Annotated in this window: 19 protein-coding genes; all 19 read right to left on the minus strand. The window is 32.9% G+C overall.

Annotated elements, in window-relative coordinates:
• Positions 1–1124: 1124 nt before the first annotated feature.
• The 19 genes from BQ7474_RS07545 to BQ7474_RS07630 all read right to left on the minus strand — a co-directional run bounded on the left by BQ7474_RS07545 (position 1125) and on the right by BQ7474_RS07630 (position 20877).
• Entirely contained in the window at positions 1125–1802 is a 678-nt protein-coding gene (locus BQ7474_RS07545) for a hypothetical protein (protein ID WP_073998308.1), read from the minus strand.
• A gap of 549 nt (positions 1803–2351) precedes the next feature.
• Positions 2352–2837, minus strand: a complete 486-nt coding sequence (locus BQ7474_RS07550) for an SH3 domain-containing protein (protein WP_073998309.1) — start codon at positions 2835–2837, stop codon at positions 2352–2354.
• Positions 2834–3610: a tyrosine-protein phosphatase gene (locus BQ7474_RS07555; protein WP_073998310.1), complete on the minus strand. Its 777-nt coding sequence runs from the start codon at positions 3608–3610 to the stop codon at positions 2834–2836. Before BQ7474_RS07555 ends, BQ7474_RS07550 begins: the two co-directional genes overlap by 4 nt.
• A 1-nt stretch (position 3611) precedes the next feature.
• Positions 3612–4268 carry a CpsD/CapB family tyrosine-protein kinase gene (locus tag BQ7474_RS07560; protein ID WP_073998311.1) on the minus strand — a complete coding sequence of 219 codons (657 nt, stop codon included), beginning with the start codon at positions 4266–4268 and terminating at the stop codon, positions 3612–3614.
• A 4-nt stretch (positions 4269–4272) separates the two neighbouring features.
• Positions 4273–4968 (minus strand): YveK family protein, encoded by a 696-nt coding sequence (locus tag BQ7474_RS07565; protein ID WP_073998312.1) that lies wholly within the window; start codon positions 4966–4968, stop codon positions 4273–4275.
• 118 nt (positions 4969–5086) lie between these two features.
• On the minus strand, positions 5087–6283 hold the full coding sequence (locus BQ7474_RS07570; RefSeq protein ID WP_143179997.1) for a hypothetical protein: 1197 nt from the start codon (positions 6281–6283) through the stop codon (positions 5087–5089).
• 24 nt (positions 6284–6307) lie between these two features.
• Positions 6308–7405, minus strand: a complete 1098-nt coding sequence (locus tag BQ7474_RS07575; RefSeq protein ID WP_073998824.1) for a glycosyltransferase — start codon at positions 7403–7405, stop codon at positions 6308–6310.
• Between the two features lie 29 nt (positions 7406–7434).
• On the minus strand, positions 7435–8412 hold the full coding sequence (locus tag BQ7474_RS07580; protein ID WP_073998314.1) for an SDR family oxidoreductase: 978 nt from the start codon (positions 8410–8412) through the stop codon (positions 7435–7437).
• Positions 8413–8421: 9 nt separating this feature from the next.
• Positions 8422–9741 (minus strand): nucleotide sugar dehydrogenase, encoded by a 1320-nt coding sequence (locus BQ7474_RS07585; protein ID WP_073998315.1) that lies wholly within the window; start codon positions 9739–9741, stop codon positions 8422–8424.
• A gap of 11 nt (positions 9742–9752) precedes the next feature.
• Positions 9753–10883: a glycosyltransferase family 4 protein gene (locus BQ7474_RS07590; protein ID WP_073998316.1), complete on the minus strand. Its 1131-nt coding sequence runs from the start codon at positions 10881–10883 to the stop codon at positions 9753–9755.
• 28 nt (positions 10884–10911) lie between these two features.
• The gene (locus tag BQ7474_RS07595) at positions 10912–11883 is read right to left on the minus strand and encodes an ATP-grasp domain-containing protein (RefSeq protein WP_073998317.1); all 972 of its coding nucleotides are present in this window, start codon (positions 11881–11883) and stop codon (positions 10912–10914) included.
• A gap of 26 nt (positions 11884–11909) precedes the next feature.
• Positions 11910–12041 (minus strand): hypothetical protein, encoded by a 132-nt coding sequence (locus tag BQ7474_RS11010; protein ID WP_268873861.1) that lies wholly within the window; start codon positions 12039–12041, stop codon positions 11910–11912.
• Between the two features lie 69 nt (positions 12042–12110).
• On the minus strand, positions 12111–12809 hold the full coding sequence (locus tag BQ7474_RS10445) for an NAD-dependent epimerase/dehydratase family protein (RefSeq protein ID WP_143179998.1): 699 nt from the start codon (positions 12807–12809) through the stop codon (positions 12111–12113).
• 38 nt (positions 12810–12847) lie between these two features.
• Entirely contained in the window at positions 12848–14020 is a 1173-nt protein-coding gene (locus BQ7474_RS07605; RefSeq protein ID WP_073998319.1) for a type III PLP-dependent enzyme domain-containing protein, read from the minus strand.
• Positions 14007–14639, minus strand: coding sequence for a sugar transferase (locus tag BQ7474_RS07610; RefSeq protein ID WP_328585401.1), 633 nt, complete (start codon positions 14637–14639; stop codon positions 14007–14009). Before BQ7474_RS07610 ends, BQ7474_RS07605 begins: the two co-directional genes overlap by 14 nt.
• A gap of 9 nt (positions 14640–14648) precedes the next feature.
• Positions 14649–15911 carry a DegT/DnrJ/EryC1/StrS family aminotransferase gene (locus tag BQ7474_RS07615; protein WP_073998320.1) on the minus strand — a complete coding sequence of 421 codons (1263 nt, stop codon included), beginning with the start codon at positions 15909–15911 and terminating at the stop codon, positions 14649–14651.
• Positions 15912–15920: 9 nt separating this feature from the next.
• Entirely contained in the window at positions 15921–17882 is a 1962-nt protein-coding gene (locus BQ7474_RS07620; RefSeq protein WP_073998321.1) for a polysaccharide biosynthesis protein, read from the minus strand.
• 7 nt (positions 17883–17889) lie between these two features.
• Positions 17890–19416, minus strand: a complete 1527-nt coding sequence (gene murJ, locus BQ7474_RS07625) for a murein biosynthesis integral membrane protein MurJ (protein WP_073998322.1) — start codon at positions 19414–19416, stop codon at positions 17890–17892.
• An 18-nt stretch (positions 19417–19434) separates the two neighbouring features.
• Entirely contained in the window at positions 19435–20877 is a 1443-nt protein-coding gene (locus tag BQ7474_RS07630) for an LCP family protein (protein ID WP_073998323.1), read from the minus strand.
• Positions 20878–21047: the final 170 nt, after the last annotated feature.

Genomic DNA, 21047 nt, shown 5'->3' on the forward strand with positions numbered 1-21047 from the left:
CACAGATTTGAAACAATCTGATATCTGACCTACCATCCATTTTTTTCAAAAATGGATGGTAGGTCATTAAACATGACAGTGAGGTGGATGTGATTACGGATAATGGCAAAAGCATGGGATTATAAAGCCCTATTCTAGAGTGGTTTGGAACAAATGTATACTCCTTGCTTAGCGAAAAAAACACATTCTAGCTCTCCCCTCTGTCATCCTCGAGGAAGGCCCTTGAGGGCCGACCGAAGGATCTTTACAAAGAAATTAAAAAGAAATATTTTTCTTTTATTTTAGTAATCAATATCTTTTATTTAAATATTTTTTAAGGCTGTGACTTCGTACCTCGGGGGATAGGAATTAGGGGTAGCAATTGCCAGTCCGGCCGATCTAGGACAGACCCCTTTTTTCCTACGGAAACTCGCTTTTAAAAAGCTATTTCGTGCATCCGCACTTAGTTTCCGTATAAATGTCATTCTTGATGAAAAACAAACCCTACCATTCGGTAATGCAAACCCCAGTGTCATTCTGAGCAAAAGCGAAGAATCCATTTTTAAAGAATATTTTTGTAAAAACTATAACAAACTATATTTATAATATTAACAACACACCTATCCCCTTTGGGGACCCTTTAAGGGCGTTGTCCTCACTCGCCGGACTGGCTGGCGTTCGCCCTCCAAAGGGTCCCCAAGCCCCTACCAAACTCACCCTAACGGCCACTCGCGTGGGGCGGATTATAATATCAACATCAAAAATTGGGTTTTTACAATCTCAAATTTCTAAAAATCGCAAACTCGCTATGCTCAAACAGTGCGATTTTTTAAACGAAATTATGAGATCTTAAAACACCAATTTTTTCCACCTCTAAGCTTAGTTATATTTCCCGGCTCCCCTGTCATTCTGATTGAGCGCTAGCGAAAGAAGAATCTCCTGGCGTAGTGTTTCTCTATGAGATCCTTCGGTCAGTCCTTGTTAGGCTTCCCACTGGGATGACAGGGTGGAACGGAGGGATCTTTCGGTCGCATTCGCTCCCTCGAGGATGACAATAGGGTAATGGAATCCAAACCCTATCATTCGGCAATGAAAACCCCAATGTCATTTTGAGCTGAAATCGAAGGATCTTTCTTTTAAGTCTTCTACAAGCTTAGCTGATTGAAGACTTCATCATCATATTTTTCCCAGATTATAAAACCCTCACTCTTGTCTTCTGTGGAGTCTTCTTTTTTGTAATTCTTATCCAGTCTAGAGTCTTCTCCTGGCATTAGATCTCCTGGTGTTCCTGGGATGTATAGGTAGTAGTCTGCGTCTTCTTTCATACCTAGAGCGAAGTCTACGTTAAAGTATATGTCATCGTGGAGACCGTATTCTGAGGTTATTTCAAAGTCTTCAAGTTTCATCATATATACATAGTCATTGATCTGTTTTACTATGGTAAATCTCCCCTTAAAATCTGATGAATGAATTTCTTCTCCCAGGTAATATGCAGCTGCCTTCCAGTTTCTGCCTCCATCAAAGCCATCTACCGAGGTTTTGCCCATGTAGGAGCCTGTAAATGTCCCATCTGGTCCAAGTTCTAAGTTAGTCCAGCCAGTATCTTCTCCATAATTTCTGACCAATTTTTGTCCATCAAGCTTCTCATAAAGGAACGCAGATAGTTCATCAAGTGAAACTTCCGCTTTCTTTTCTTGCTCTTTTTCTTCCTCCAAATTTACAACCTTAGGAGCTTGTTTTTCCTCTACTTGTCCGCAAGCTGTAAGTATCGAAATCGAAAGTAATCCTAATAACATTTTTTGTCTAAATATTTTTTCAGTCATGCTATCATTATATTATTTAAAAATACACAATCAACGCAAGTATATTGTAAGCCTTTGTAGATTTTTATGATATAATTAAATTGTCTCCGAAAGGAGGTGATTTAAATGGAGATAATCCTTTACATTTTGGAAAATTTTATTTTTCCTTTGTTAGTAGCTATTATAGCTAGCCTTATAGTCTATAAATGCGAAGACAAGTAAAACAAAAAGACAGTAGCTGCAACTACTGTCTTTTTTGATTCTAATGGAGAATCTTCCTTTACATTCATCCTTGATTACTCAAGGGCTTTTTTGGGATCAAGAGGTGGCTTCTCTTACCATTATTATATTGCTTGATGGTCTATTTTCAACTAAGCTAGTTATCTCCTCTTGAGACATTTCTTTAGAAAAGTTTGCAAAATAAAACAGTAGCGGCAACTACTGTCTTTTTTGATTCTCATGGAGATTCTTCCTCTACCTTATCCTTGAAAATTCAAGGGCTTTTTTGGGATCAAGAGGTTGCTTCTCTTACCATTATTATATTGCCAAAGAAACAATTTTCAAATAAAGCTAATTATTTACCTCTTGAAGCAATTCTTTGACTACAAATCCTGTCTGTCCTTGATATTCTAACTTGACCCAAATCTTGCCATTTTGTTCAATCTCTTCAAGACCTGTAATCTCTGTACCAGGGTCAATCACAGCTATGATATTGTCAGCATCCGTATTAGCTTCAGATCTCATATTTACGCCATTTTCAACCCTATATTTCTTTGTATTATTATCAGGGTCCTTATTGCCTTGTTGATTATTATCTTCCGCCTTATTATTGTCTTCAGCTTTATCATCTGCTGGCTTTTCTTCTTTTTTCTCTTCTTTTGCCTTATCTTCATTTTTAGATTTATCTTTGTCAGCGTCGGATTCATTAGAATCATCAGCCTTGTCAAAGACTGAATCCACCTTCACATTTTTACTCTCATAATGTTCTTCTTCTTTGTTGCAAGAAGTCAATGCGAATAAAATAATAGCAGAATAAATAAATTTTCTTATTCTCATTTTTTTCTCCAAAAATTAAATATGCCTTTTCTCTTTGTCTTTTCTGGTCTAATGATTTTGTCATAGTCACTAGAAATAAAGTCATTATCAATCACTTTTTGTGGGTTGATAGTTGAAAGCTTATCAAATTTCTCCTTAGAGATTATCCTTTCTATCTCATCTTTGTAGGATGAAATATCTGGGCTCCTCCACTCTGATTGGTGGGCATCTGTCCCTATGATATGAACCATATTTCTTTTCAAAAGTTCCCTAGTAATATCAGAATGTGATCTTATTGATGCATAGTTGATTTGAACCAGAGCTCCAGCTTTGATAAAGTCCTCAAGCCATTCTATGTGGTCCTCCACATAGGGATATCTCTCAGCGTGGGCTATGATTGGAATATAGCCTTCCAATTGCATATTGTAAAAAAGGTCCTTCAAGAAATTAGGCTTATTTACAAATGAAAGCTCACAAAGCACATACTTTGAACCATTCAAAGTTAATAGTTCGCCATTTTTTAGTTTCTTAATCATATCAAGCTCAACCTGGATCTCGTGACCTGGATATATTTTGAAATCTAAATCACGGTTAGAAATTTCATCATACAAAATCTCAACTTTTTCTTTGATTTCCCCAGCATCTACCATATATCTAGACCTATCATAGTGGCTTGTCGCTATAATTTTGTTAAAGCCAGCCTTTTGGTAGAGCTCAACCATCTTTAGGCTCTCATCAATGTCTCTAGCCCCGTCATCAACTCCATATATTATATGATTGTGTATATCTATCATCTTAATAGTAGTTTCCGTATTTGCTCTTCTTCAAGTGAGCGTGGGTCAAAACCATACCTAAAATATTTGCATCTACTCTCTTTAGATTTTCTAAGGCTTGGGATATCTCTTCCCTTTTGGTATCAGATGATTTTACAACATATATCATGCCGTCAGAAAGGGTAGAAACTATTGATGCATCTGTAAAAAGTCCCACTGGAGGAGTATCTATGAATACATAGTCATATGTTTCAGCAAGGTTTTTGATAAGATTTGCAAAAACCTTTGAAGCAAGCATCTCTGATGGATTTGGTGGGATAGGACCAGTAAGAATCAAATCTAGATTAGCCTGTTCCCTATCCTTAATAATAACATCATTAATATCTGCTTTGCCAGTAAGGTAATTTGTAACGCCAAGGTTAAAATTCACACCAGCAATCTCGCCTATAGATGGACTCCTAAGGTCACAATCAAGAAGTATAGACCTATCACCGTTTTCTGCAAAAGACTTGGCCAAATTATACAAAACAGTAGACTTACCCTCAGCAGGTTTAGTTGAAGTAACAGATATTATTTTGTTTTCCTTATCAACACCAGAAAACTGGATATTAGTTCTCACTGATCTGATAGCCTCATCATACATTGAGGAATTATAATAATTTTTATTTTTCTTTCCCATAATCTTATCCTTGCTTCTTATCTGGAATAATACCAATAACTGGTAGGTCAAAATACTTGTTAATATCATCTTGGGACTTGATAGTTGTATCTGCAAGTTCTTTAAAAATAGAAATCATAACTCCAAGAATAAGTCCTAAAACAACTCCAATAGCAGTATTTTTCTTAATATTTGGAGATGAAGGTTTTTCTGGTAATGTCGCACCATCAAGTATCTGAACATTATCAACCTTCATTATGTCACCAATAGAATCCTTAAAGATATTCGCAGTCTCATTAGCAATGTCCTGAGCTCTCTCAGGTATTGTATCTACTACCATCACAGATATGATCTGAGTATCTTTCACAGACTCAATAGACACCTTTTCTGAGAATTCTTCATAATCCATATCAAGATTTAGATTACTAATAACCTTATCAGCAATACCCCTAGACTTTACTATCTCTGAATAGGTGGAAATAAGAGCTTTGTTAGCATTAATTTGACTAAGCTCTACATTAGCCTGTGGCATATTTTGACTATCCACGTTAGTAGAATTACTAATTATCATAGTTGCATTCGAATCATATTTTGGTGTGAGTACAAATGAAGAAATACCATAAGAAATCCCCCCTATCAAAAGACCCAAAATAATGATTAGTAATGTATGTTTTTTAATGTTATTAAACAGTTCAATTAAATCAATTTCTTGTTCATTCATTTCTTCTCCTTGTATATTATGAATTATTACAATTTTTATAAAATAAATAATTAATTATTTTCCACCTCTAAAGCATCTTAAAATGTAATACATTAAATATAATAATATATGTATTATATTAAGTTTCTTTCTTTTTATGAAAAATAAAAGGTATATATAGATACATAAAATAACCAAACATAATTTCTGTTCCAATATTCATAATTAAAAATACAAATATAAGGCATTTTTGAAGTTTGGTTTCTCCAATGAAAGATTTTATCGCAAAATTAAAATAAAATAATACACCAATCAAACCAAAATTATAGAACAGTCTAAATAATCCTGGTAAATAAGTTTCAATCTTGATATTTCCTTTCCCTAAAAATACATTAAAAATACTATTAAAGTTATCAAATGATTTACCAAGACTTCCGAATCTAGAAGAATTTGTAATACCAGATAGCTTCCTCGTGTTTCCAAATGTCCTATTAATAAAGTAATCAATTGTTTTGAATCCAGAAGTGGAAGAATATATAATAAGTATTGATAATAGAATCAATATTATTATCATCATATCTTTATTGCTACCCTCAACTATACTTGTGTATATATATATAATCCATATAATGAACATCATTATTATTGCTGTTGATGATTTACTTAATAAACATGCAGAAGATAATATCAAGCCTATCAAAAAATATGAATTTTTAGTTTCACGATTATCAAAAAGTACTATTGTTAAAGAGCTTATAATATAGGTAGCAAAGTGAGCTGGTTCATTAAGTAAAGATCTAGGTCTGAATTCCAATCCTAAGTTTAATTGGTCAAGCAAAATATCATCCGTATTTTTGTATATACCAGTTGTGTCAAAATGTTTTAGCCCAGGCAGGTAAGTTGTTAGTACGATTCCTCTTTTTGCATAAAAATACTGTATGAATGCATATACAGATAAAATTAGGGTAATTAAAATAATGATTTTCTTCCCTAACTCTATATCAAAAAAGTTATAAGCTAATACACCTAGTAATATTAATAGGTAAATAAACCTCATACTTGTTCCTAATATTTGTATAGATATTTCTTTAGGATAGAAAAATAAAGAGACTAGCGTATGGGTTAATATAAACAATATAAATTGAAGTAATGCCCTATCCACTTTAATATTTTTATTATTTAGAACTAATACATATATTAATAATATGAAAGATAAAACTTCCGGTATACTCACCATATCTGAAACAATAAAGTATCTGGCAAAAATTGGGAACGATAACAGTAGTACAGTTATTATATTATTAAGTTTTTTACTCTCATTACTCAAATAATTCATAATACATGAACCTTAACCATTTAATTAACCTACATTCAAATAAAATCTTTCAAGTTTTTTTGCGACACATGCAATATCATAACCACTAGTTTTTATCTCATTAATCATATTATTTCTTTTAATAATGCTGTTATTTAGTATTTCCTCTGACCAGATTTTTACTGAATTTTTAGAATCTATTGGAATATATTTAATGTTATTCGTAATTTTTGCGTCCTGAGGCACTTTATTAGAAACATAGCATTGTAATCCTGCAGCCTGTGCTTCAATTAAAACTAAGCCAAGTCCTTCATAGCTAGACGGCAAAATAAAAATATCAAAAGCTTGTAACAATTCATTTACATCAGATCTAGATCCAAGAAATAGTACGTTATTTTTTGCTTTATCATCAATATAATCCCTTACTTTTTCTTCAACTCCAGATCCAACCAAAGCTAATTTATAATTTTCATCTTCATTAAAAATATTATTAAATATCTCAACCAGAAATCTATGATTTTTAACTGGTCGATAATTTCCTACATGTCCTATTAAGATTTCGTTATTTTTTATTCCTAATTCTATCCTCTTCTCGTTTCTTACATATTTATTGAATAGAAATTTATCCACTTCAATACCATTTTTTATAATTTTGAAATCATTGCTATTGCTCTCATACATCCGACATCCCGCTTCTTGCGAACAAGCAAACTTATAGTCAGCAACTTTACTAATGTTTCTTTTAGATATATTTTTTATTAAACTCTTTAATCCACCTTCACCATTTACATTATGAATATGAGATATAGTAGAAATCCCTCTTTTTTTAGCAATATTTAAATATATAGATGCAGTACTATTCATATGCCCATGTACAGCATGAAAGTTGTTATTCTTAAATAAATTTTTCCAAGCATTTATATATCTTAAATGATTATACACTTTATATCTAGGCAAATGATAAATTCTACCACCCAATGATTCTATTTCATCATCAAAATCGCATCTATCATCTGTATGAATAGCAAAGTCAAATTGAATCTTTTCTCTATCTATATTCCTATATATACTCATTACTAGCGATTCTGCTCCACCTATATCTGTTCTCCCTAGGACATGCAGTATTCGAATTGGATCTGTCATTTTTGCTCCCAACTTTATTATTCTACCAACTACAGGTTTTTCACATACCAATCTATGGCTTCTTTTATTCCCTCTTCAAAGCTCCAATCTGGATCATATCCTAGGATTTCTTTTGCTTTGCTTATGTCAGCGTTGGAATGCTTTATATCTCCGACTCTATCTGGACCATATATTGGTTTTATGTCAGTTTTGTTCATTAGTTCTGCTATGGTATCGTACATATCGTTTAGATATGCTCTGCCACCATATGCTATATTAAAGGCTTCCCCTGCATACTTTGAATCCGCTTTCAGTGCCTTTAGGTTAGCTTCGATTACATTTTCAATATATGTGAAATCTCTACTTTGTGTTCCATCACCATTTATTGTTGGGCTCTCATCATTTAGTAGTAGTTTTATAAATTTAGGTATTACCGCAGCATAAGCTCCATCTGGATCTTGGCGTCTGCCAAATACGTTGAAATATCTAAGACCATAGGTATCAAGATTATATAAATCTGCATATATTTTAGCATACATTTCATCAACTTTTTTTGTTAGTGCATACGGAGAAAGTGCCTTACCTTCTTTACCTTCTTTTTTAGGTAGTGTCTCTTCGTCTCCATATACTGATGAGCTTGATGCGTACACTACTTTTTTCGCTCCATTTTGTCTAGATGCTTCGAATATATTTAGTGTTCCTTTGATATTTATATCATTGTATTTTAAAGGCATCTCTACACTTCTTGGCACTGATCCCCAAGCAGCTTGATGGAGTACATAGCCCACACCATCAGTAGCTCTCATACAAGTATCAAGGTCACAAATATCTCCCTTTATAAATTCATAGTTAGGATTGTCAATAAATAAGTCAATATTTTCTTGCTTACCTATAGAAAGGTCGTCAAGGCATCTTACTTTGTGCCCTAGGCTTAGTAAAGCTTCGCATAAGTTTGAGCCTATAAAACCAGCTCCCCCAGTAACCAAAAACAAACTATCTTTTTCAAATTTTATATCTTTGTATCCCATTTCTTATCCCTACAATCTCCAATATGCATAATCATAATCTGATTCGTATTCTTCTATATCATAGATCCCTTTTAAGTCAAAAAGAATTTTCTTACCATCTTTGAATAGAGAAGAAATATCTTCTTTTTCCAATTCTTTAAATTGCTTGTGAGATACTGCAACTATTAGAGCATCCAAATCATTTAGCTTATCAAAATCTTCTAAATCAATATTGTAAATTTCGCTTGTTTCTTCCCTATCAGCTTCTGGATCTACTATAATTGGACTTACTCCAAATTCATTTAATTCTTTTACAATGTCGTATACTTTGGTATTTCTAGTATCTGGGCAGTCTTCCTTAAATGTAAAGCCTAATATTCCAACTTTGGCAGTGTTTAGATCTTTCTTTTCACCTATTAAGGCTTTGACAAGTTTGTCAGCTATATATATTCCCATACTATCGTTTATATTTCTACCAGCAAGTACTACTTCGCTTTTGTACCCATATTGGTTTGCAGCATATGTTAAATAATATGGGTCCACTCCTATACAGTGCCCACCTACTAACCCTGGGTAGAAACTTAGGAAATTCCATTTTGTAGATGCTGCTTCAAGTACTGACTTGGTATCTATTCCCATTTTATCAAAGATTATTGAAATCTCATTCATAAAGGCAATGTTTATATCCCTTTGTGAGTTTTCTATTACTTTTGCAGCTTCTGCAACCTTTATGGTCGGTGCTTTATGTACTCCTGCTTCGATAATAGAGTTATAAACTTCATATATTATTTCAAGACTCTCTTCATCCATACCAGATACAATCTTGACTATATTCTCTAACCTGTTGTTCTTGTCCCCTGGATTTATTCTTTCCGGAGAATATCCAATTTTAAAATCCACTCCACACTCTAATCCAGATTCTTTCTCCAAAATAGGTGCACAAATATCTTCTGTAACTCCAGGGTATACTGTAGATTCGTAGACAACTATGCTTCCTTTTGTAAGATTTTGACCTAATAATTTGCTAGCTTCTTCAACGGGTGTTAGATTCGGTGTCTTGTCTTGATTAATAGGTGTTGGAACCGCAACTATATGAAACTTAGATTTCTTTAAGTCGCGAGGATTGCTTGTAAAGTTTAAATCTGATTTACTTAACTCTTCATCACCCACTTCATTAGTTGGATCTTGACCACTTCTGTATAAGTCTATCTTGTGCCCATTTATATCAAATCCAATTACATCATATTTTCTTGACAGTGCTACTGCTAAAGGCAATCCTACATAACCAAGTCCAACTACAGATACTTTTTCTTTTCTTTCCTTTAAATTACTATATAAAAAACTATACATAATGCTCCTACCTATCTAGCGTATTTCTCAATACACTCTATATACTTTTGAACTACAATCTTCCTATCGAAGTTCTTTTCAACATGCTCCCTATTTGCTTTTCCCATTTGTACTTTTTTCTCATAAGGAATATTTATAAACTCCTCTATTTTACGAATCAAATCATCCGAATCTTTTACTCTTACTGCTAATCCTGATACTCCATCAATAAATGTTTCTTTGCAACCGGGCACATTACTTGCAATAACAGGTCTACCAGTTGCTCCAGCTTCTAGCAGAACATTGGATAGGCCTTCGTGGTATGATGGGTGGATTATACAATGATAATCCCCTATTATTTGTGGTATGTCATTTCTTAGACCCAAATAATTTATAGTACCAACTTTATTTAAACTGTCTATTTTATCTTTATACGAAACGTCATCATAACTTCCAGCTATATGAAACTCCACTTTTGAACCAAATTCTTTTTTAATTTTAACTATTGATTCTAAAAGTTCATCGATTCCTTTATCCTTCATTATCCTTCCAATAGTTATAAACTTAATGGGTTGCGTATCAGATGGATATTCTTTATAGACAAATCTTTCTAGATTTATACCTGATCCTGGAATTAAATTATAATTAGCATCAGCAAGTATATTGTTCTTAAAAAACTCTAAATTAGATTTATTTTGTACAAATATTTCCGATGCACCCTTAACGCCTATTTTATATAGCTTTTTAATAAATTTAGAAGTGATGTTGTTTTTATGAATACTAGTTCCAAGACCAGTTATATTAACTATATAAGGTGTTTTTTGCTTTTTTGCAGCTATACCCCCATATATATTGGGTTTTATAGTGTAAGTAAGAATTACATTAGGATTAAAGTTGTCGATTATTCTTTCATAATCTTTAATAAGCTTATAATCTTTTAAAGGGTTTTTTCCTCTCCTATCCATACTTACATTCTTATACATGCATCCAATTTTAGCAATATCATTACTATAATCACTATTAGGGGCACATACTAATATTTCTTCTACAATAAAGTTATTATTATTATTGATAAATGATTTAGCATTTAGTAGCTCTTCAAGTAGTTCTTTTCTAAATAGCAAAAATCCTTGAGCATCATTTGTTAAAATAAGAATTTTCATTAAAACACAATACCTATTTACATCCTATTCAGTCGTTTAATTTTGTAATTACAACACTATCATACATCATCATTACTATATCTTCCTCATACTCTAAATCACTTTTTTGATTTTCGATTTTATTTACGTTGTTTTCAATCATTTTTATGAAATCTACCCCTGCACCATAAGCATGTAAATAAGCACCACCAAATCTTGGATTGATTTCTGAAAGATAATATTTACCGTCTTTATACCATAAATCAACATCAATTGGCCCATTGAAGTTAAAATGGTTCAGTGCTTCTTCAAGAAATTCATATAAATTGTTATCCTTAAAAGATATAGTCTTATTGGCTCCACCTATTTTTGTTTCTAGTTTTCTCTTAGAAAACACTGATACTAATTTTTTAGATATTGTATCAATGTAAGCATCACAATCTATATCCTCAAAATCGCCCATAAATTCTTGAACTATTAGACTTTGATCCTCTTTGAATGCTTCTTCTAAATCCTTAATATTGTAAATTTTTCTCGCTCCTACTGACCCACTTCCTTGTCGAGGCTTAACAAAAACTGGAAACTCAATGTTATCTTTTGATAACCCTTCTTTAAAGGACTCTATACTATCGTAAGTAAGAACAGTGTTTATACCTAACTTACTTAATTCATTATAAGTTCTAAATTTATCAAAGAATATATTGGCTGTTTCTAATTCTGGAGCAAGAACTAGAATCCCTAATTCTTCAAACTTTTTTCTATTTTTAGCTAATAATTTTATTTCCGGATCTATTAGTGTGGTAATAGCATCTATTTTCTCAATTTTGCATATTTTAATTAATTCATCTATGTAATTACTATCAGTAATAGGTGGAACTATATAATACTTATCTGCAAAATATATAGCTGGAGCAATATTTGACATTTCAGTAACCACTATTTTTGATTCTGGGCCAAGTGAACTTTTAACATTTTTTAATAATTCACACCTTCTTCCAGCACTACAAAACAATATGTTCATCTAAATTCTCTCCTTACTTAATCTAACTAATAATTTAATTCTTCTTTTGATTTTGTCCAATCTAACATTGATTGGAGTGTATAAGGCTTTCCTGAATCATAATAAATCTCAGAATAATTTTCATTTTGAGCAGAAACTTCTACAATACCTTTAATCATTTCATCTAGAGATACTCTTTCAGGAGAACCGATTTTATATATTCCTCCTTCAAGAGGTGACTTTACAGCTTAAACTACTACTTTTGTAAAATCTTTTATATATACCATCTCTTTTACCCTGTGTGGATCTCCATAAACTGTTATTGGCTCACCTTTTGAGGCTTTATCCATTAGATTTCTGTATGGCATCTTTCTCATTTTATGGTCTGCATAGAGGTAAGCATTTGGGTGATACTGATAAATTTTAAAATATCTAAGGATAAATCTACTTATATTATAGGTCTGGTGATAATACTCAATTAAATCAACCGCAGCATTTTTCGCAATTGCATAAATACCATGATCATTTGACACTGGAAAAGATCTTCTAGCATCAGGATCAATAGGTTTTCCTGTTTCATGTAAATAGAATAGATCATACGGTATAGTAGGAAACACAATTTTAGACGCACCTATTTCCCTCATGAATTCTAACACATTCAATGTAGCATTAGTTATACTTCTAAGCAATCTCTCCAGATTAAAAGCATTGCGTGAAGGTAATTCCCCAGCAAAATCTACAACTATTGTTATTCCTTCTCCTAATAAGCAATCAAATTCGTCATTATGAGTTATATCGAATGAATAATATGGGATACCCCTATCTGCAAAGAAATTATTATCAGATTTTCTATGACCAGCTGCAACAACATCAAATCCAGCATCCTTTAAAGCAAGCGCCGAATAAGCTCCTAAATTACCAGTTACCCCTAAAACTAATACTTTTATGCTGACATATTTTGATTCTCCTTAAAAGTATACATATATTAAGAATGAATATTGTAATAATCTTCCATTGTTGATTTATTACGAACCTTAGTTAGCTGATTATCTTCCGTTTTAACATACACATCTGGGTAATAGTTTATAAACATACCACCAAAAGTCATTGTATAGGCACCTACTCTGTGATATATAACTTTATCATCTATAGAGAGTTCTTTTTCATCGTTAATAGACATTAATCTATCATGATCCATACAAGTGTAACCACATATTATTTGTTTACCTATGGTGCTATCTTTAGCCGATATTAAAGAATACATATATGAATTTTTCGACCAAAGTGGATCAATGTGAATTCTACTTCCATCTGTCGTTACTATCCTTGATTTAACTGTATCCTTTATGTCTACAACAGATGTTACTAAATCGACAGCTGATCCTATTATAGCTGAACCTGGCTCAACAATTAATGTAGTTGAATTTATATCTATACATCTTTCTAGAATATTTTTTATAGTTAATATATATTCATATGGAGTAGTTTTGCCTGGCACGCCACCAAAAAAACCTCCTCCTATATCTATATATGAAGGTTTTAAATTATATTTTTTAATTATCTGGCAAGTATATTCTGCCAATGATTCATACACAGCTTGACTTCTTGTAACACTGTTACAATGAACATGAAGTCCAAACGAATGCCATTTTTCAGTAATAATATTTATTGCTTTCTCTAATTCACCAGTTTCATCCGAAAATCCAAATCTGAATCCGTCTTCATGATATCCAATATCTGACCTATTAAAAATATCTGGATTAGGGTTTATTCTAACTCCGATATTTTCTTTGATAGTATTAGCATATCTTTTTAGGTAATCAAGCTCAGTTCTAGAATCAATATTAACTATAGCTTCCTCATTGAGTGCATTAAAAAATATTTCCTTACCTTTTATTGGTCCATTAAAAATGATATCTCTATCATTAAATCCACATTTTTTTACTAGATTATATTCCTCTTCAGATACAACTTCTGCAGATACGTTCTTGCTAAGTAAATACTTTAATACCCAAGGCAATGAATTTGTTTTTACAGAATAAGAGAGCTTGTGATTAGGCCAAAGTTTATTTAGTGCATATTTAAAGTCGTCTATATTCTTATCTAATTTATCTTGATAAATCAAAAAAAACGGGGTTTTTATTTCATTTATTTTCATTTCCTGTGAAATCCTCCATTGTCACTGACGTCTCAGAACTTATACCTTCTCTTTTAAATACTACTTTTATAGTATCAATTAAAATATTCATATCCATCAAAAACGATAAGGCATTTACATATTCAATATCTAAAAGGAATCTAGATTCCCAACTTATTTCATTCCTTCCATTTGTTTGAGCAAGTCCTGTTAATCCAGGCCTTACATCATGTCTATGTTTTTGTTCATCGTTGTATAGATCCAAATACTCAACTAGCAATGGTCGCGGTCCAACAATGGACATATCACCTTTTAGTATATTAAATAATTCTGGTAGTTCATCCAAAGATGTGGATCTTAATTTCTTGCCAAAACTAGTTAATCTCTCATCATCAGGAAGTAAGTTGCCATCTTCATCTCTATCATCAGTCATAGACCTAAACTTATATAATCTAAATATTTTTTCATCTTTCCCAGGTCTTTCTTGAGCAAAGATAACTGGAGACCCTAACTTTATCTTAACCAATAAGCAGAGTATGAGTAATAAAGGCGATAAGACTATTATTGCAATAAGAGATAATACAATATCTAATATTCTTTTTATATATTTTGCATAGATAGTATTTGTACTGCTATTCAATGCTATCTCCTATTCAAAACAAGCTTTAATCACTTCAATGATACGGTCTTGCTCTTCTTCTGTCATCTTATTATCACTTGGCAGGCATAGGCCTCTGTTGAATATATCCATTGAGATATCCTCTGGCAATCCATCTTCATCCACGATGCCACCTTCTATATATGCATTTGTCATTGCATTTGCTTTGCCATGTCTATTAATGAAGTCATAGCTCATAAATATTGGTTGTTTGTGCATTGGTTTCCATATCGGTCTTCCCTCTGCATTTATAGAATTTATTGCATCCAAGATTTCGTGAGGTGATGACTTTCCAGCTTCTGTTTCATACAAGTAGTCTTTATCAGATCTTACTTGTTTGGTCAAGTAATCTTTATCTATAGTCAAACAAGATAACCAATAGTTAGGATTAGACTTATCTTTCTCAAAAGGATTCATAGATATTGGCAAGTCTTTTAGACCTTCTTTATATCTATAGTAAATATTTTTCTTTTGGTCTATATGTGTTTCCAACCTATCAAGCTGGTTTCTAATGATACCAGCAATGACATTGCTCATTCTATAGTTATATCCGATTTCCTCATGTTGATACCATGGAGCATTTTCACGAGATTGGGTCGACCATTTTCTTGCTTTTTCAGCAGTTTTCTTCGAATTTGTAAGAAGCATTCCGCCTGATGATCCAGTTATGATTTTATTACCGTTAAATGAAATCGCATTATGAGAACCAAAACTACCTGTTTGTTTACCCTTATAAGTTGCACCGAATGATTCTGCTGCATCCTCGATAAGAGTAGCTCCATGTCTTTCACAAATTTCAGCGATTTCATCTAGTTTTGCAGGAACTCCGTATAGATGAACTAGTAGAACATATTTAGTATCTGGGTAGATTTCAAAGGCTTTTTCTAGTGCTTTAGGATCCATGTTCCATGTTTCATATTCTGAGTCTATAAAAACTGGTGTGGCGCCCTCATAGCAGATTGGATTGATACTGGCAGAAAATGTTAATGTTGAGCAAAATACCCTATCACCTCTTTTGATACCAGCTAGTTTCGCCATAAGGTGAATTGAGCTAGTACCTGATGCTAGGGCAACAGCTGACCTTACTCCAGTCATCTCTGCTACTCTCTTTTCTATTTCGTTAATATTTTCGCCCACTGTAGACATCCAGTTGGTTTCGTATGCTTCCATGGCATATTCCATACTATCTTCATACATTGTAGGGCTTGATAGCCATACTTTTTTATCTAGTGGTTTAATATTTTTCTTATACATTGCATCTCCTTAAATATCTTGTTTCCCAATAAAAGTATCAATTAATGAGTTAATTGTTGATATTATATTGAGCTCATCAATGTGTTCTTGGTTTATTATCTGGTCTAGATTGGCAAAAAATTCTGGTCTAGAGAACTCTAATGGCTTTCCTATCGCAATCTGCTTTTGATCTGTTCCCTCAAGAAGCTCCTCATCCATTAATCTTTCTTCATATAGCTTTTCACCTGGCCTAAGTCCTGTGTAAACTATCTTTATATCTATGTCGGGTTCGTAACCAGATAGTTTTATCAGTTGTCTAGCTAAATGGTCTATTTTTACTGGTTCTCCCATGTCTAGGACAAATATTTCTCCACCCTTTGCCATAGACCCTGCTTGCAGTACTAGTTTTACAGCTTCCTGGATAGTCATAAAGTATCTAATAATTTCAGGGTGGGTAACTGTTACTGGTCCACCTGCTGCAATTTGCTTTTTAAATAGTGGTATTACTGATCCGTTGGACCCTAGGACATTACCAAATCGTACAGCAACAAATTCTGTCTGTAGTGTTTTGTCACTAAGTTCTTTTTGAGGATCAATAGTTATATTTCTATTCCCATCCTGTACTAAGACTTTGGCAAGTTTGTCGAATTCTTTGTTAGTTCTGGTATCATTTAATCCTTGGATAATTTTTTCGCAAACCCTCTTAGTCGCCCCCATGACAGATGTTGGGTTCACAGCCTTGTCTGTAGATATTAAAACAAATCTCTTTACATTATATATTAATGACAGTAAACCAACAATATAGGTTCCTCTGACATTGTTTTTAATAGCCTCTACAGGACTTTCTTCCATAAGTGGAACGTGCTTGTGAGCTGCTGCATGGAATACAATATCTGGTTTGTAGTCTTCGAATACTTTTTTTACCCTGTTGTAGTCTCTTACAGATCCTATTAGAGTTTTTAAATTTAAAGTATTGTAGTTTCTTTTAAGTTCTTGTTCTATATCGTAGGCATTATTTTCATAGATATCAAATATTATTAGTTGTTTTGGTCCATATTGAGCTATTTGCCTACAAAGTTCTGACCCTATAGAACCTCCACCACCAGTAACTAGTACCACTTTGTTATTAAGATAATCGTAGCTTGCATTGTTAAATAATTTAACTGGTTCTCTACCAAGAAGGTCTTCGATTTGGATATCCTTCATCTTTGATACTGAGATTTTGCCAGAAACTAGTTGGTAAAGGCCTGGTAATACCTTAACTTCGCAATTTGTGTCATTACAGATATTTAGTATTTCTCTTTTATCTTCTTCATTAGCTGATGGTATGGCTACTAGGATAAGGTCTACATCTTCTTTAACAACTAGCTCTTTAATCTTATCTCTGCCTCCATAGATCATAGTTCCATCTATGTATTGACCTCTTTTGCTTGGGTCATCATCAATAAATCCAACTACCTTGACTTGAGTGCTCTCTTCTTTGTTGGAGTTATTAATATCCTTTTTGATAGTTTGACCAGCTGAACCTGCTCCTACAATGATTGATCTTTTAAAATTAGACTTTCTAGAAACATGGCTGTAGCCTCTTTGAGTAAGCATCTTCTTTGCAAACCTAAGAGAAACTGTAAGAACATACTGGATTAAAAATCCAAATACAAAATATGAAATAGGCATCCTTTGGAATAGGATCGAAATGCCTATAATGTGTAATACAAATGATATAATCACTGCTCGGGTTATTTGAACAAGCTCTTTGTAGGATGCATATTCTAGTATCATTTTATATAGTCTAAAAATTGAATATACGGCAATGGTTAAAATAGTGTTGATGATAGCATAATTTTTATAAGCATTTAGATATTGCTCTGGTATATTTATAATTGACCCATCAAATCTAAAAAATAAAGCGATAAAATATGCCATATTTATAATTAAGATATCTAGTATTAGTAATATTATTGTTTTCTTGTTTAAGTTTTTGCTAATATTCATTTTATTCTCACTTGTTTTTACTTAACTTATTCTTTATGGAATGTCTCAAATCATATAACTCTGGAATCTTAACTAATAATATCAATACTATAAATACCAACCCAGCGATAGCAACCGATATAAATAGACTGATGATAAGCGAATAATTGTTGATTAAGTATCCATATATAAATTTTGCCAGTGCAGATATAAGTAATGATAATAATGTGATTTTAATTATAGATATAATAAGATTATTATCTTTATAATTACCAATTTTTTTAGAAAATGATAATACCATTAATAAACTACCTATAAATGTAGATAAACTTGTTGCATATCCCAAGCCATCTATACCAAAAAGTTTGACCAATATAACATTCAAAATAACGTTAACTATTTGCTGGATGAGAACGATCCTTACAGGAGTTTTTGCATCTCCAATAGCGTAAAATCCATTTGCCATTATCTTGATAACTGAAGCAAAAATAATATAAGGTCCATATGATACAAGTAGGCTTGAAACAATTGCTGTATCACTTGCTGTAAATGCTCTTCTTTCAAAGGCCAATTGTATAATTGGGTTTGCAAGGGCCATCATACCAAATGTAGCAGGTATTACTAGCAACATGCTAGTAATAATGGATGATGACACAGACTCTTTCATGCCATCAATATCTCCAGACTGCCCTAGTCTTGCTATATCTGGAAATGATACAGTAGCTACAGTCAAAGTAACTACTCCCATAATGAAGTTGAGCATCGTCTTTGCATAAAAAATCTTTGATACAGATGCTACCCCAAAGAAAGCAGAGGCCATTGAGTTGTCTATCAAAATAGATAGTTGGTCAGCAGCTGAAGAAATTATAATGGGTAACATTATAATCATCAATGATTTAAAATAAGGGTCTTTAAAATCAACCACTTTTTTATGAGAATATCCTAATCTTCTGCTGACACTTGGAAATCTTATAAACTGGAATATTTGAGCAAGTAACGTGCCTACTATTAAAATATAAGGATTGCCTATATTTCCTGTTAGTATTGTAGAAATAATAATTAATATATTTAATATAAATCCAACTACATCAGGTTCAATAAAATTGCCTTTAATGTTTAGATACCCTCTTATTACAGATGATGATAGGTATGCAAATATTGAAAAAGACATTATTCTTGTAAAATTAACAGCAATTTTAAGTGATTCTCCTGATAGTTTAGGAGAGAATAATATCGATAGTGGCCTAGCAAAAATAATTACAAATACTACTGCTACCGCTCCGTAAATCATAAGAATATTTATAAGGTTGGAAGTGAAATCCTTAGCTCTTTTTTCACCTTTTTCATTTAATGCTTTATTATAGACAGGAATGTAGGCTGACAAAATACCTGTTACAATTATTCCAGTAAGCATATTTGGTATGGTCATAGCCGTAGTATAAATAGACTTCAGCTCCCCAGCTCCTATATAGGCTGCCATTACTGACTCTCTTACGAATCCAAATATTTTTGATATTACTGTAATTATCATCAGTATTAGTGTCGTTTGTCCCATTTGTTTTCCTTTTTCTCTTTAGTCTTCTTTTACTTGGTTATTTTCCTCTATTTTTGCTTTGACTTCTTTTAAAGAGTTTTCATCTACTTTCATCATGTATAGGTCAGCATTTGGCATTAGGTATGATGGTAGGCCACTTGCTCCCCTTCCTTCTAAGGCTTGTGTTTCTATGGACCAATCTCTAGAATCTTCTATTTGGTAGTTGACTAGTTGGATCATTTTTGCGTATGGCATATCTGTGTTGACTGATTGTAGGGCGATTTCTGAGATTTGGTTGAAGTTTAGGAGTATTTCTGGTCTGAGCATCTTTTTGATTATGCCTGTCATGACTCTGGTTTGGTTTCTTCCTCTGTCAAAGTCGCCTTCTGCTAGGCTATATCTTTCCCTGGAGTAGGCTAGGGCCATAGCTCCGTCCATGTCTACATTTCCTTGTGGGAAGTTGTATTTGCCAGTATTAAATGCTACTGGGTTTTCTACTGTAATGCCTCCTATGACGTCTACTAGTTGAGTAACTGTAGTGAAGTTTACCCTTCCGTAGTAGTCGATTTCTATGTCCAGGAGGTTTTCTAGACTCTTGATAGATGTGTCCACGCCAAATAGACCAGCGTGGGTTAGCTTGTCGTATTTGCCCTCATCCCCGCCAAGTGGTAGATATGTGTCCCTAGGTATGGTTGTGATTAGTACCTTTCTTTGGCCTGGGTTCACGCTTACTACTAGGTTAACGTCGGATCTGGATACTTTGGATAGGCTGCCGTAGGTGTCTATTCCTGAGATATAAACATTGAAAGGATATTTGGCTCCTACTTTTTTCCTTTGTTTTTCTTTGACCTCTTTTCCCTTTACTACTACTGATTCTAGTACTCGGGTTTTGTCAGAGAATCCTTCGATACTTTCTTCTATTAATTGTCTGTAACCTTCGTTTAGTAGCATTACTTGACTTTGTCCGTCTATGAGGGACTGGGCTGATGCTAGGTAGTTACCAAGGTTTACAGTATTAAGTTTATTGTCAAACTTATTCTTGTATTCGTCTATGGCCTTTTGGCTATTGTCCCCGTCAAAGTCTTCTGATATTGCAATCTCGTAGTCGGATGCTTCCTCCAAACTATCTATGTCAGAGTCTTTAAGCACAACAAAAGACATTTGGCTGTTGTTGATATCTGCCTGCTCGTTGATTTTGTTTACAGTTTGGATAGATTTACTTGCATAGGAATAGAATATACCCTCACCTATACTGGTTATGATAAATAGAATGGCCAAAACTACTAGGCCTGGGGATGATTCTTCTTTTTTGAATGCTAAGTATAGATAGTATGCTAAGAGTAGTGCGAATACTACTAGCAGAATTATTCTTAATTTTATAGGTAAAATATCGTGTCTAAACAAAAACACGAAAAATAACAAATTAATAATAGCAGCTAACACTGCTACTATTTTTGAAAAAAGATTTTTAGATTTTCTCATTTTTTTCTTTCCTTGTAGTTTATTAATCATTACTATATTATGGTAAAAACGTTCAAATGTCAACTAATTATGTATATAAATATCTATGTAAAATAATATTTACAAATCTGAGTTTCTTGTTAAATTTATATAAAGTTTCTGAAATCGATTATTTAGTAAACCATCCAATA

Source organism: Anaerococcus urinomassiliensis (assembly GCF_900128425.1).
In the GTDB taxonomy this organism is placed as follows: Bacteria; Bacillota; Clostridia; order Tissierellales; family Peptoniphilaceae; genus Anaerococcus; species Anaerococcus urinomassiliensis.

Bases quoted from the DNA above. Each gene is read 5' to 3' on its own strand.
- BQ7474_RS07545 (WP_073998308.1), bottom strand. From the start codon at position 1,802: ATGACTGAAAAAATATTTAGACAAAAAATGTTATTAGGATTACTTTCG.
- murJ (WP_073998322.1), bottom strand. From the start codon at position 19,416: ATGGGACAAACGACACTAATACTGATGATAATTACAGTAATATCAAAA.
- BQ7474_RS07590 (WP_073998316.1), bottom strand. From the start codon at position 10,883: ATGAAAATTCTTATTTTAACAAATGATGCTCAAGGATTTTTGCTATTT.
- BQ7474_RS07555 (WP_073998310.1), bottom strand. From the start codon at position 3,610: ATGATAGATATACACAATCATATAATATATGGAGTTGATGACGGGGCT.
- BQ7474_RS07565 (WP_073998312.1), bottom strand. From the start codon at position 4,968: ATGAATGAACAAGAAATTGATTTAATTGAACTGTTTAATAACATTAAA.
- BQ7474_RS07560 (WP_073998311.1), bottom strand. From the start codon at position 4,268: ATGGGAAAGAAAAATAAAAATTATTATAATTCCTCAATGTATGATGAG.
- BQ7474_RS07595 (WP_073998317.1), bottom strand. From the start codon at position 11,883: ATGAACATATTGTTTTGTAGTGCTGGAAGAAGGTGTGAATTATTAAAA.
- BQ7474_RS07575 (WP_073998824.1), bottom strand. From the start codon at position 7,405: ATGACAGATCCAATTCGAATACTGCATGTCCTAGGGAGAACAGATATA.
- BQ7474_RS11010 (WP_268873861.1), bottom strand. From the start codon at position 12,041: ATGATTAAAGGTATTGTAGAAGTTTCTGCTCAAAATGAAAATTATTCT.
- BQ7474_RS07620 (WP_073998321.1), bottom strand. From the start codon at position 17,882: ATGAATATTAGCAAAAACTTAAACAAGAAAACAATAATATTACTAATA.
- BQ7474_RS07605 (WP_073998319.1), bottom strand. From the start codon at position 14,020: ATGAAAATAAATGAAATAAAAACCCCGTTTTTTTTGATTTATCAAGAT.
- BQ7474_RS07550 (WP_073998309.1), bottom strand. From the start codon at position 2,837: ATGAGAATAAGAAAATTTATTTATTCTGCTATTATTTTATTCGCATTG.
- BQ7474_RS07630 (WP_073998323.1), bottom strand. From the start codon at position 20,877: ATGAGAAAATCTAAAAATCTTTTTTCAAAAATAGTAGCAGTGTTAGCT.
- BQ7474_RS07585 (WP_073998315.1), bottom strand. From the start codon at position 9,741: ATGTATAGTTTTTTATATAGTAATTTAAAGGAAAGAAAAGAAAAAGTA.
- BQ7474_RS07570 (WP_143179997.1), bottom strand. From the start codon at position 6,283: ATGAATTATTTGAGTAATGAGAGTAAAAAACTTAATAATATAATAACT.
- BQ7474_RS07580 (WP_073998314.1), bottom strand. From the start codon at position 8,412: ATGGGATACAAAGATATAAAATTTGAAAAAGATAGTTTGTTTTTGGTT.
- BQ7474_RS07615 (WP_073998320.1), bottom strand. From the start codon at position 15,911: ATGTATAAGAAAAATATTAAACCACTAGATAAAAAAGTATGGCTATCA.